Annotated in this window: 6 protein-coding genes; 2 read left to right on the top strand and 4 right to left on the bottom strand. The window is 72.0% G+C overall.

Going from position 1 to position 12,680, the window contains the following annotated elements:
- Positions 1–44: 44 nt before the first annotated feature.
- The 3 genes from ACZ7DY_RS08590 to ACZ7DY_RS08580 form a co-directional block, all read right to left on the bottom strand.
- Complete coding sequence (locus ACZ7DY_RS08590; protein ID WP_471131741.1) at positions 45–746, bottom strand: hypothetical protein; 702 nt, start codon at positions 744–746, stop codon at positions 45–47.
- 98 nt (positions 747–844) lie between these two features.
- Entirely contained in the window at positions 845–4,351 is a 3,507-nt protein-coding gene (locus ACZ7DY_RS08585) for an ATP-dependent helicase (RefSeq protein WP_471131738.1), read from the bottom strand.
- A gap of 167 nt (positions 4,352–4,518) precedes the next feature.
- Complete coding sequence (locus ACZ7DY_RS08580; RefSeq protein ID WP_471131735.1) at positions 4,519–5,040, bottom strand: MGMT family protein; 522 nt, start codon at positions 5,038–5,040, stop codon at positions 4,519–4,521.
- A gap of 203 nt (positions 5,041–5,243) precedes the next feature.
- Here ACZ7DY_RS08580 and ACZ7DY_RS08575 point away from each other — a divergent pair, with 203 nt between their 5' ends.
- Complete coding sequence (locus ACZ7DY_RS08575; protein ID WP_471131732.1) at positions 5,244–8,021, top strand: lysylphosphatidylglycerol synthase transmembrane domain-containing protein; 2,778 nt, start codon at positions 5,244–5,246, stop codon at positions 8,019–8,021.
- Between the two features lie 16 nt (positions 8,022–8,037).
- On the opposite strand, the gene ACZ7DY_RS08570 is transcribed toward ACZ7DY_RS08575, so the two are convergent.
- Positions 8,038–8,805, bottom strand: a complete 768-nt coding sequence (locus ACZ7DY_RS08570) for a YwiC-like family protein (RefSeq protein WP_471131729.1) — start codon at positions 8,803–8,805, stop codon at positions 8,038–8,040.
- Between the two features lie 197 nt (positions 8,806–9,002).
- On the opposite strand from ACZ7DY_RS08570, the gene ACZ7DY_RS08565 reads away from it, so the two are divergent.
- Positions 9,003–12,680 carry a nitrate reductase subunit alpha gene (locus ACZ7DY_RS08565; protein WP_471131727.1) on the top strand — a complete coding sequence of 1,226 codons (3,678 nt, stop codon included), beginning with the start codon at positions 9,003–9,005 and terminating at the stop codon, positions 12,678–12,680.

Raw genomic sequence — 12,680 nt, 5'->3', positions numbered from 1 at the left:
GGCCACCGCACGCTCATGGGGTGCGTGGGGTCAAGAACCCGGGGTCAGGAACCCGACGCCAGCTTCTTCGGGTCGACGACCTGGTCGGCCGGCGGAGCCTTGACGTCGACGGCCTTGCCGTAGTCCTTGAAGGTCACGGTGCCGGGGCCGTCGCTGCCCTTGTTCACGACCTTCAGGAAGTACGGCTTGCCCTCCATGGCGACGTAGAAGGTGGTGGTCTCGCCACCCTTCTTGCGGGTCAGGACGGCCGCCTTCGCGCCGTCGACCTCGGCGTCGTCGCCGCGCTTCAGCTTCTTGAGGTTCTTGTTGCTGAACATGTCGTCCGGGTTGCAGACGGCCTTGCCGCCCTTGTTGGGCTGCTTCACCCAGCGGCCCTTGAGGAGCTCGGCCGTCGAGCTGCCGCCGTTGCCCTCCCAGAACTTGTCGTCGCCCTTCGAGTACGAGAACTCGCCGACGGACAGGAACTCGGCCTTGCCGGACTTGGCCGAACCCATGGTGCCCTTGCAGTCACCGGACTTGGCGACGGCGAACTCGATGTCGCTCACCTCGCCGCTCTGCTTCATCTGGCCCTTCATCGTGTAGGACCCGGCGTCCTTGGAGGCCTTGGACGCCTTCTCGGCGATCTTGTCGGCGCTCATGCCGTCGAAGGGGTCCTTGTCGCCGCTGTCGCTGCTGCAGCCCGTTACGCCGATGACGGCGGCGGCACAGGCGACGGCCACTGCCAGGAGCTTCCGATTGGCTGCCATATACGCGTACTCCTCAAAAAGGTGCGCCTTCTGGTCGGCGCACAGCAAGTTCTTACCCAGACTTTAATTCGGCCACATGGGTGCCCCGTCCCCCGGGGTTACTCCACGACGTGGCGGCCCTCGGGGCGGGCGCTACAGGAGGCGCGGAAGGCGCAGTGCGTGCAGTGCTGGCCCGTGGTGGGCGTGAACCGTTCGTCGAGGACCTTGCCCGCGGCCGTCGCGAGGAGGTCGCCGATCCACTCTCCGGAGAGGGCCTCCTGGGCCTGCACCTTCGGGAGGGCGTCGCCGCCGTTCTTCTTGGCGGCGCCCTGGCGCAACTGCACCAGTTCGGCGCCGCCCGGCTCGGGGCGTACGCCTTCGAAGAGGTCGTCCGCGGCGCCCTCGCGCACCGCCAGCTGGTAGATGGCGAGCTGCGGGTGGCGGGCGACCTCGGCGGAGGTCGGGGCGTGTTTGCCGGTCTTGAAGTCCACCACGTAGGCGCGGCCTTCCGCGTCCTGTTCGACACGGTCCATGGAGCCGCGCACCCGCACTTCGTAGGGGCCTGCCTCCAGGGTCACGTCGAAGCCGTGCTCGCTGGCGACGGGGGTGCGGCTCGCCCGGTCCATCACGTGCCACTGGAGGAAGCGCTCCAGCGCCACGCGCGCGTGCTCCTTCTCCTGCGCGGACTTCCAGGGGGCGTCGAAGGCGAGCGCGTCCCACACCGAGTCGAGGCGCTCCATGAGGACGGCGAGGTCGGCGGGGGTGCGCCCGGAGGCGACCTCGTCGGCCAGGACGTGCACCACGTTGCCGAAGCCCTGGGCGGCGGTCGAGGGAGCGTCCGCCTTCACCTCACGGCCGAGAAACCACTGCAGGGAGCACGTGTTGGCGAGCTGGTCGAGCGCGCTGCCGGAGAGCACGACGGGCTTGTCCCGGTCCCTCAAGGGGACCTCGCTCGCCGTCGGCTCGTACATGCCCCACCAGCGGTACGGGTGCGCCGCCGGCACGAGCGGGCGGCCGTCGGCGTCGCTGAGCGCGGCGAGGCGGGCCAGGCGCCGGGCCGCCGCCTCGCGCAGGGTGTCGGAGACGCGCGGGTCGACGGTGGTGGCGCGCAGCTCGGCGACGAGCGCGGCGACGGACAGGGGGCGGCGCGGGCGGCCCGTTATGTCCTTGGGCTCCACGCCGAGTTCGGTGAGGAAGCGGGACGGCTGGTCGCCGTCGTCCGCGGGCGCCTTCACCGCGGTCACCACGAGGCGTTCACGCGCGCGCGTGGCCGCCACGTAGAACAGGCGGCGCTCTTCGGAGAGGAGCGCTCCGGGGGTGAGCGGTTCGGCGAGGCCGTCGCGGCCGATGCGGTCGGCCTCCAGGAGGGAGCCGCGGCGGCGCAGGTCGGGCCAGAGCCCCTCCTGTACGCCCGCGATCACGACCAGTCGCCACTCCAGGCCCTTGGCGCGGTGCGCCGTCATGAGCCGTACGGCATCGGGACGGGCCGCCCGGCGCGTGAGCGTGTCCGCGGCGATGTCCTGTGCCTCGGTCTCCTCCAGGAAGTTGAGGGCGCCCCGGCCGCCCGTGCGCTCCTCCGCGCGAGCCGCGGCGGCGAACAGCGCGCACACCGCGTCGAGGTCGCGGTCGGCGTTGCGCCCGGCCGCGCCGCCGCGCCGCGCGGTGCGCTCCAGGCGCCTGGGCCACGGTGTGCCGTCCCACAGCTCCCACAGCGCCTCTTCGGCGGTGCCGCCGCCCGCGAGGCGCTCACGGGCCTTGCGCAGCAGCGCGCCGAGACGCTGGGCGCCCCGGGCGTACGTCGGGTCGTGCGCCACGAGCCGCTCCGGCTCGGCGAGGGCGCGGGCCAGCAGCTCGTCGGAGGGCGGCGGCACGTGGTTGCCCGCGGCGCGCTCCTCCTCGCGCAGGGCACGGCCGAGCCGGCGCAGGTCGGCGGCGTCCATGCCGGCCAGCGGCGAGGTGAGCAGGGTGAGCGCGGTCTCGGTGTCGAGCCAGCCGGGCGCGACGCTCCCCGCGCGCGGGACGGCCGCCGAGCGTGGTTCGGTCTCCGACGGGTCGGGGTCCTGGGGATCGGTGTTCGCCGGGTCACCGGCCGCGGTCTCGGCGCTCTCGGAGCCATCCGCTCCGGAGACGGTCCCTACGGAGACAGTCCCTCCGGAGCCCTCGGCACCAGCGCCACCGAATCCCCCCTCCGAGTCCACCGCCCCCGCATCAGTCGCCTCCGCGTCGACCGCCGTCGCCACCACCCGCAGGGCCGTCAGGAGCGGGGTCACCGCGGGCTCGTGGCGCAGGGCGATGTCGTCGCCGTCGATCTCCAGGGGGACGCCGGCCGCGCCGAGGCTGCGGCGGACCGCCGGGATCGTGCGGGCGCCCGCACGGACGAGGACCGCCATCTCGCCCCACGGAACGCCGTCCTCCAGGTGCGCGCGGCGCAGGATGTCGGCGATGTTGTCCAGCTCCGTGCCGGCCGTCGGGTACGTGTACACCTCGACGCGGCCGCCGTCCCTGACCGGCGCGGGCTCCCGGTGGACCCGTACCTTCTCCGCGGGCAGCCTGGTCAGCGGCATGCGCCGGGTGAGCAGCCGGGTGGCCGCCAGGAGCTGCGCGCCCGACCTGCGGGACGTCGTCAGGACCTCGACCGGCGCCGGGGTGCCGTCCGCGCGCGGGAAGTCGTGGGGGAACTCCAGGATGCCGTTCACGTCGGCGCCCCGGAACGCGTAGATGGACTGGTCGGGGTCGCCGAACGCGACGAGCGTGCGGCCGCCACCGGCGAGCGCGTGCAGCAGCCGCACCTGTGCCGGGTCGGTGTCCTGGTACTCGTCCACGTAGACCGCGTCGTACTGCGCGCCGAGGGTCCGCGCCACCTCCGGGCGGCGGGCGAGCAGCACCGCGCGGTGGACCAGTTCCGCGTAGTCCAGCACTCCCTGGAGGTCGAGTACGTCCAGGTACTCGGCGAGGAACGCCGCCGCCGCGCCCCAGTCGGGCCGTCCACTGCGGCGCGCGAAGGCGGCCAGGGAGTCCGGGCCGAGGCCCAGCTCGCGGCTGCGGGCGAGCACCGCGCGCACCTCGTCGGCGAAGCCGCGGGTGGTCAGGCAGGCGCGCAGCTCGTCCGGCCAGCGGATGTGCCCGTGGCCCTCCTGCGCGAGGTCGATCTGGCCCGCGAGCAGTTCGCGTACCGCCACGTCCTGTTCGGGGCCGGAGAGGAGCCTCAGGGGCTCCACGAACAGCTCGGCGTCCTGGTGGGCGCGGACGAGGGCGTAGCAGAAGGAGTGGAAGGTGGTGGCCTGCGGGGCGTGTGCCGCCCCGATGCGCAGCGCCATGCGGTCGCGCAGTTCCACCGCGGCCTTGCGGCTGAAGGTGAGCACCAGGATCCGCGCGGGGTCGGCGCCCCGGGCGACGCGGGCGGCGACGGCCTCCACGAGGGTGGTCGTCTTGCCCGTGCCGGGGCCGGCCAGGGCCAGCAGCGGTCCCCCCTTGTGGTCAACCACACGGCGCTGACCTGCGTCCAAGCGAGGGGGAGCGGACGGGGTCGGCGGTGTACGCACCAGTCGGTAGGCATCCCGGTCCCCCTGTCGTACCTGATGGTGCGACGGGTGCCCGATGTGCCGAGTGGAAGAAGGGGAACTCACGTGGGTCGCCGGTCCTGGTGGGTGTGCTGGTCTCAGAGCGGCCGCGCGATGGCCGCGGGGTGATGGGGATGTGTGCGGTCGACGCTACGCCAGTGGACGCGGCGGACGCGCCGCTTCCCCCGTACGGGCCACCGGTCCCCCGCCGGGCCGTCCGATGCCGGAAGCTGTCAGGTGTGAGCCTCCGGAGCCTGCGGGCGAGCGTCACCCGCGGCGTCGCCGTCCGCGCCGCCGCCCCCCGTGCCGTCTCGGGCACCGCCTTCCGCGACGGCGCGCGCCACGGCGTCCCGGGTGCCGGGTCCGGCCCCGCCGTCCCATCGCGCCCGGCGCATGTCGAGCTTCGGGAGGTGTCCCTGGGCGACGCGCGAGGCCTGCCGCAGGGGCGTGCCCTCGTCCCGGTAGCGCTCCAGGGCACGCAGTTCGTGGCCCGGCAGCAGGGCGCCGTCGGAACGGACCACCCGCCACCACGGAACGCCTCCTCCGTAGAGGGCCATCACGCGTCCGACCTGGCGCGGGCCGCCCTCCTCGAGCCATTCGGCGATGTCCCCGTAGGTCATCACCTTCCCCGGCGGGATCAGCTCGGCGACCTCGAGCACCCGTTCCGCGTACTCCGGCAGTGCCTGCGCGCCGGTGTCGGCCGCGGTCTGCCGCGTCCGGTTCTCCTGTCGGCTCTCCTCGCTCATCCGGTCCATCCTGCCGCACCCCGCCGACACCGTGACGGGCCCGGCACGGAGCGTGCCCCGGGCCGGTCCGCGGGGCGCAAAGTGTCGTTTCGTGACCACTTCGCGTCCTTGCGTTGCCCCCTGATGCCCCCCTCCGCGGGTCGGGCATGCCACCATCGTGCGGGCGGTGACTGGTGATACGAGATCAAGAAGAGACGACGGAGCGGCAGGGCGTGCATCCCGATGAGAAGGCGGGCACCTCTGCGTCCGAGTCACACCTGGACACCGGTGAGAACGCCCTGACGACCGAGAAGAACGACCACGACGACCCCATCGAGAAGGCCGGGGCCGACGGCCGGGAGACCGGACAGGGCTCCTCCGCCGGCTGTCCGGACGGCGACGGCGACGAGGCGCACACCGACCGCGTCGCGGGCGACGAGCCGCTCCTCGCGGCCCGTGTGCACCGCCCCTCCGACCTCATGCGGCTCCTGGTGGGCGTGCTCGCCATCGCCGTGCTCCTCGCCATCGCCGCGTTCGCGCACGGCACGACCTCCGGGCTCGAACAGGACATCGACAAGGGCACGGAGCAGGCGCCCGACCTGCTGATCAAGGTGGCCGGTCTGGTCGCCAGCATCGGCGTGCTGCTCGTCCCCGTCGCGTTCGCGATCGAACGGCTGATCAAACGGGACGGGCTGCGGATCGCCGACGGCGTACTGGCCGCCGTCCTCGCGCACGGCGTGACACTGGCCACGGACCTCTGGGTCGCGAAGGGCGCCCCCGGCTCCATCCAGGACGCGCTGACCAAGCCGTCCCCGGCCGACGTGCACGCCTTCACCGATCCGGTGCACGGCTACCTCGCCCCCGTCATCGCGTACATGACGGCCGTCGGCATGTCGCGCAGGCCGCGCTGGCGGCTCGTGCTGTTCGTGGTGCTGCTGCTCGACGCGTTCACCATGCTGGTGACCGGCTACACGACACCGTTCTCGATCATCCTGACGGTCCTGATCGGCTGGGCGGTGGCGTACGGCACGCTCTACGCGGTCGGCTCGCCGAACGTACGGCCGACCGGTCAGACGCTCCTGGTGGGGCTGCGGCACGTCGGCTTCCACCCCGTGAGCGCCGCCCGCGAGGAGTCCCCGGACAGTGAGCACGGTGACCGCGGGCGCCGCTATTTCGTCACTCTGGAGGACGGCCCGCCGCTTGACGTCACGGTCATCGACCGCGAGCAGCAGGCGCAGGGCTTCTTCTACCGCGTCTGGCGCCGGCTCACCCTGCGGGGCATCACCCAGCGGCGCAGTCTGCAGTCGCTGCGGCAGGCCCTGGAGCAGGAGGCGCTCCTCGCCTACGCGGCCATCGCGGCCGGGGCGAACGCGCCCAAGCTGATCGCCACCTCCGAGCTCGGCCCCGACGCGGTGATGCTCGTCTACGAGCACACGGGCGGCCGCACCCTGGACTCGCTGCCGGACGACGCCCTCACCGACGAGCTGCTGAGCGACACCTGGCGGCAGGTGCAGGCCCTCCAGTCCCGCCGGATCGCGCACCGCAGGCTGGCGGGCGACGCGGTGCTGGTGGATCGTTCCGGCAAGGTGATCCTCACGGATCTGCGCGGCGGCGAGATCGCCGCGGGCGACCTGGTCCTGCGCATGGACATCGCCCAGCTCCTGACCGCCCTCGGGCTGCGGGTGGGCGCCGAACGCGCGGTCGCCGCCGCCGTGGCGGTCCTCGGCCCGGACGCGGTGGCCGACTGTCTGCCGCTGCTGCAGCCCATCGCCCTCACCCGCTCCACCCGCTCCACGCTGCGCAAACTGGCCCGGGAACGCTCCCAGCGCGAGCGTGAGGCGGTCCTCGAGGCCTCCCGCAGGTCCAAGCAGTCCGCGCACGCGCAGCTCGACGACGCGTCGGCGGAGAAGCCGTCGCAGAAGCAGGAGAAGCAGGCGGCCAAGCAGGAGCGGCAGGCCGAGAAGCAGGCCATAGACGACGCCCTGGAACAGGCCCGCGAGGAGGACCTGCTCACGCAGATCCGCCACCAGGTGCTGCTCATCCGCCCGACGGCGCCGGTCGAGCCGGCGCAGCTGGAGCGGATCAGGCCCCGCACGCTGATCAGTTTCATCGCCGGTGCCATCGGCGCGTACTTCCTGCTGTCGCAGCTCACCCACGTCGAGTTCGGCACGCTCTTCCAAGAGGCGGAGTGGGGCTGGGTGGCCGCCGCGGTGGGCTTCTCCGCACTGAGCTACTTCGCGGCGGCGATGAGCCTGCTCGGTTTCGTGCCGGAGCGGGTGCCGTTCCTGCGGGCGGTGGCGGCGCAGGTCGCCGGGTCCTTCGTGAAGATCGTGGCGCCCGCGGCGGTCGGTGGCGTGGCCCTGAACACCCGGTTCCTGCAGCGTTCCGGGGTGCGGTCCGGGCTCGCGGTGGCGAGCGTCGGCGCCTCGCAGCTCTTCGGGCTCGGCTCCCACATCCTGCTGCTGCTGGTCTTCGGCTATCTGACGGGGACGGAGAAGACGCCGTCCTTCACGCCGTCCCGCACGGTCATCGCCGGTCTGCTGTCGGTCGCGGTGCTCGTCCTCGTGGTGACCGCCATCCCGTTCCTGCGGAAATTCGTCGTCACGCGCGTGCGATCGCTTTTCGCCGGTGTCGTGCCGCGCATGCTGGACGTGCTGCAGCGCCCGCAGAAGCTGCTCACCGGCATCGGCGGGATGCTGCTGCTCACCCTGATGTTCGTGCTCTGTCTGGACGCCTCGGTACGAGCCTTCGGCAACGAGCAGATGACATCCCTGAGCCTCGCGAGCGTCGCGGTCGTCTTCCTCGCGGGCAATGCCCTGGGCTCGGCGGCTCCGACGCCGGGCGGTGTGGGCGCGGTCGAGGCGACGCTGACCTTCGGTCTGATCGCGGTGGGCGTGCCCAAGGACGTGGCGGCGCCCGCAGTGCTGCTCTACCGGCTGCTGACCCTGTGGCTCCCGGTGCTCCCCGGCTGGCTGTTCTTCAACCATCTGACGCGCAAGGGGCTGCTCTGACCCGGCGGGACAGCGGTCAGAACAGCAGCAGGAGAGCTGTCAGGAGCAGCACGGCTCCCAGCACCTCCACTGCCCCGACCACCGGCACCCGCACGCCCCTGCCGGGCAGCAGCGCCGCGCGCGCCAGGTAGGCCGCGAAGAGGAGCACGAGCCAGGGGCTCAGCGCGTACGCGGCGGCGACCGCGAGCACGTGGTACGTCACCGACGCCCGGTAGTACGCGCGTGAGTCCCGCTCGCGGATCATCGTCTTCACGTACGGCACCGTGCCCGCGAAGAACAGCAGGCAGGCGAGTGCGGGGCGCCAGCCGTCAATGAGCTCGCCGCCGCCCATGCGCAGCGTGACGAGGAGCATGCCGCAGGCCGGGACGACCGCGGCCAGGCCGTTGAGCAGGGCCCGCTCCCGGTTCCGCCAGGCGTACCAGGTGTTGACGGCGACGAAGGGCGCCGCGCAGAGGGCGACCGGCAGCAGCCAGGGGTGGGCGACCAGGAGGGGCACCCCGCAGAGCGCGCACACCGCCGCCGCCCACAGGGCGGGCCGCACATGGCGGCGCGGGGCCCTGGGGTTGCGCGACAGGCGCCGCAGCCGCAGCCACTGCTGGGCGTGGAAGGCGGCGACGTACCCGGCCAACCAGGCGGCGAACAGCGGCAGATGGGCCCAGCGGGGCCCCGCGTCCGGCCCGTGGCCGAGGAACACGCCCGCCGTGAAGGGCACCGCGAGCATCGCCCACGCGCCGTGCTGGTTCGGCAGCCACGCGTGGAGGCCGCCCCGTCTCCTGCCGCCCATGCGTCCACCCTCTCAGCCCGTCGGACAGGTACCCCCGCCGTTCCAGCCTCGCAGCAGCAGGGCCCGAACAATTCCTGCTATAGGTCACCCCTTCACGGGACCTAAGACCCCGGGGTCCCAACCATCCCCAGGCTTAGGGTCGTTGTGGGCGGTACGTGTGTGCGGCCTTTTCTTCGGGACGGCCAGGAGATGTGACGTTGCAGCAGAAGAAAGACATCGCTGAGACGCTCGTGAAGGCCGGGAGTTTCTTCACCCGCGCCGCGGAGACATCCGAGGACCTGCACCGGGTGGAACGCACCGGCGGCCGGGGCGGAGAGGCCTTCTATCGCGACCGGTGGAGCCACGACAAGGTCGTGCATTCCACGCACGGCGTGAACTGCACCGGTTCGTGCCGCTGGAAGGTCTACGTCAAGGACGGCATCATCACCTGGGAGACCCAGGCCACGGACTATCCCTCCGTGGGGCCCGACCGTCCCGAATACGAACCCCGCGGCTGCCCGCGCGGCGCCTCTTTCTCCTGGTACACGTATTCGCCCACGCGTGTGCGGTATCCGCATGTGCGCGGCGCCCTGCTGGAGATGTACCGGGAGGCGAAGGCGCGGCTGAAGGACCCGGTGCTCGCCTGGGCCGACATCCAGGGCGACCCCGAGCGCAGGCGGCGGTACCAGCGGGCGCGCGGCAAGGGCGGGCTGGTGCGGGCGAGTTGGGACGAGGCCCTCGAGATCGTCGCCGCCGCGCACGTGCACACGATCAAGGAGTACGGCCCCGACCGGGTCGCGGGTTTCTCCCCCATTCCCGCGATGTCGATGGCGTCGCACGCCGCCGGCGCCCGTTTCCACTCCCTCATCGGCGCCCCGATGCTCTCCTTCTACGACTGGTACGCGGATCTTCCGGTCGCCTCGCCGCAGGTGTTCGGCGATCAGACCGACGTACCGGAATCGGGTGACTGGTGGGACGCCGCGTATTTGATGATGTGGGGTTCCAATGTGCCGGTGACGCGGACGCCCGACGCGCACTGGATGACGGAGGCGCGTTACCGCGGGCAGAAAGTCGTCACCGTATCGCCGGATTTCGCGGACAACACGAAGTTCGCCGACGAGTGGATGCACCCGCACCCCGGAACGGACGGCGCTCTGGCCCTCGCGATGGGGCACGTCATTCTCCGCGAGTTCTTCGTCGAACGGCAGACGCCTTTCTTCCTGGATTACGTACGCCGTTACACGGACCTGCCTTTCCTGGTGACGCTCACCGAGAGCGGAAAAGGACTCGTACCGCACAAGTTCCTCACCGCCGCCGACCTCGAAAGCGACGGGAAGGAGACCGAGAACGCCCGCTGGAAGACCGTCCTGATCGACGACGCGACCGGCGAGCCGACCGTCCCGAACGGCACCCTCGGCCACCGATGGGGCACTACGGAGAGCCCCGACTGGAATCTGGACCTCGGTGACACCGTGCCCCGGCTCACCCTGTACGGCGAGGAGACCGCGGAGATCGCGCTGCCCCGCTTCGAGGAGACCGGGCGCGACGGTGACGACCTCGGTGTCGTACGCCGGGGAGTGCCCGTCCGGCGGATGGGCGGCCGGCTCGTCACGACCGTCTTCGACCTGATGCTCGCCCAGTACGGCGTCCCGCGCGCGGGGCTGCCCGGCGAGTGGCCCGGCTCCTACGAAGACGCCTGCCAGCCCGGCACCCCGGCCTGGCAGGAGACCCTCACCTCCGTGCCGGCGGCGCAGGCCGCGCGCGTGGCACGGGAGTTCGCCGAGACGGCCGAGGCCTCCCAAGGGCGCTGCATGATCCTCATGGGCGCGGGGACCAACCACTGGTTCCACGCGGAGACCACCTACCGCGCCTTCCTTGCGCTGCTCACGCTCACCGGCTGCCAGGGACGCAACGGCGGCGGATGGGGGCACTACGTGGGGCAGGAGAAGTGCCGCCCGGTGACCGGCTGGGCGACGCTGGCCGGCGCCTCCGACTGGGGCCGCCCGCCCCGGCACATGATCGGCGCGGGCTGGTTCTACCTCCACACCGACCAGTGGCGCTACGACAGCCTGCCCGCCGAGTCCCTCGCCTCCCCGCTGGGAGAGGGCCGTTTCGAGGGCATGACGGGCGCCGACTGCCTGGCGGCCGCCGCACGCATGGGCTGGATGCCCTCGTACCCCACGTTCGACCGCAACCCCCTGGATCTCGGCGAGGCCGACGATCCCGTGGCGAGCGCCGTCGGAGAGCTGGCGGCGGGCACGCTGGGGTACGCCGGCGAGGACCCCGACGCGCCGCGCAACTGGCCGCGCGTCCTCAACGTCTGGCGGGCCAACCTCCTCGGCTCGTCCTCCAAGGGCAACGAGTACTTCCTCAAGCACCTCCTCGGCACCCACTCCAACCTGCCCGACGACGGACCGCGTTGCGCGCCGCGCGACGTGCGGTGGCGCCCCGAGGACGTGGAGGGAAAACTCGATCTGCTGCTCTGCCTCGACTTCCGGATGACGTCCACGACGCTGCTCTCCGACGTCGTCCTGCCGGCCGCCACCTGGTACGAGAAGCACGACCTGTCCTCCACCGACATGCACCCCTTCCTGCACGCCTTCACGCCGGCCGTGGACCCGCCCTGGCAGGCCAGGAGCGACTACGACGCCTTCCTGGCGCTCGCGCGCCGGTTCGGCGAGCTGGCGGGCGAGCATCTGGGCGTGCGCCGCGACCTCGTCGCCACGGCGCTGCAGCACGACACCCCGGGCGGTGAGATGGCGCAGCCCGGCGGCGTCGCGCTGGACTGGTCGAAGGGCGAGTGCGAGCCCGTCCCGGGACGCACGATGTACAACCTCTCGGTCGTGGAGCGCGACTACGGGGCGGTCGGCGAGAAGTTCGCGGCGCTCGGCCCGCTGGTGGACCGCCTCGGGGTCACCACGAAGGCGGTCACGTACGACGTCGCCGAGGAAGTCGCGTACCTGACGGAGAAGAACGGCACGGTGCGGGGCGGCACCGCCGACGGCAGGCCCCGCCTTGACACCGCCCAGCGGGCCTGTGAGGCGATCCTGTCGCTCTCGGGGACCTCCAACGGCCGATTGGCCACCCAGGGCTTCGAGACGCTGGAGAAGCGCGTCGGCACCGAGATGGCGCACCTGGCCGCCGAGGCGGAGGGGAAACGGATCACGTTCGCCGACACCCAGGCCCGCCCGGTGCCGGTCATCACCTCCCCGGAGTGGTCGGGCAGCGAGTCCGGCGGGCGCCGCTACACGGCGTTCACCGTCAACACCGAACAGCTCAAGCCCTGGCACACGCTCACCGGACGCCAGCACTTCTTCCTCGACCACGACTGGATCCACGAGGTCGGCGAGGCCCTGCCCGTCTACAAGCCGCCGCTGAACATGCACCGCCTCTACGGAGAGCCCGAGTTGGGTTTCCGGACGGACGGCGCGGGCGGCCGCGAGGTCGCCGTGCGGTTCCTCACCCCGCACAACAAGTGGGCGATCCACTCCCAGTACCAGGACAACCTCTACATGATGACGCTCGGCCGCGGCGGTCAGACGGTGTGGATGTCCCCGCAGGACGCCGAGGCCATCGGCGTGCGCGACAACGAGTGGATCGAGGCGGTCAACCGCAACGGCGTCGTCACGGCCCGCGCGATCGTCTCCCACAAGATGCCGCCGGGGACCGTCTACATGAACCACGCCCAGGAGCGCACCGTCGGCGTCCCGAAGACGGAGAAGACCGGGCGGCGCGGCGGCATCCACAACTCCCTCACCCGGATCATGCTCAAACCCACCCATCTGGTGGGCGGCTACGCCCAGTTGACCTGGGCCTTCAACTACCTGGGGCCGACCGGCAACCAGCGCGACGAGGTGACGGTCATCCGCCGCCGCTCGCAGGATGTGGAGTACTGA

It is taken from the genome of Streptomyces sp. NPDC037013, assembly GCF_055607265.1.
The sequence above is the reverse complement of the archived record's forward strand: the minus strand, read 5'-3'. Positions and strand labels throughout refer to the sequence as shown.

Coding starts and splice junctions, on each gene's coding strand:
- ACZ7DY_RS08590 (WP_471131741.1), bottom strand. CDS start 746: ATGGCAGCCAATCGGAAGCTCCTGGCAGTGGCCGTCGCCTGTGCCGCC.
- ACZ7DY_RS08580 (WP_471131735.1), bottom strand. CDS start 5,040: ATGGACCGGATGAGCGAGGAGAGCCGACAGGAGAACCGGACGCGGCAG.
- ACZ7DY_RS08570 (WP_471131729.1), bottom strand. CDS start 8,805: ATGGGCGGCAGGAGACGGGGCGGCCTCCACGCGTGGCTGCCGAACCAG.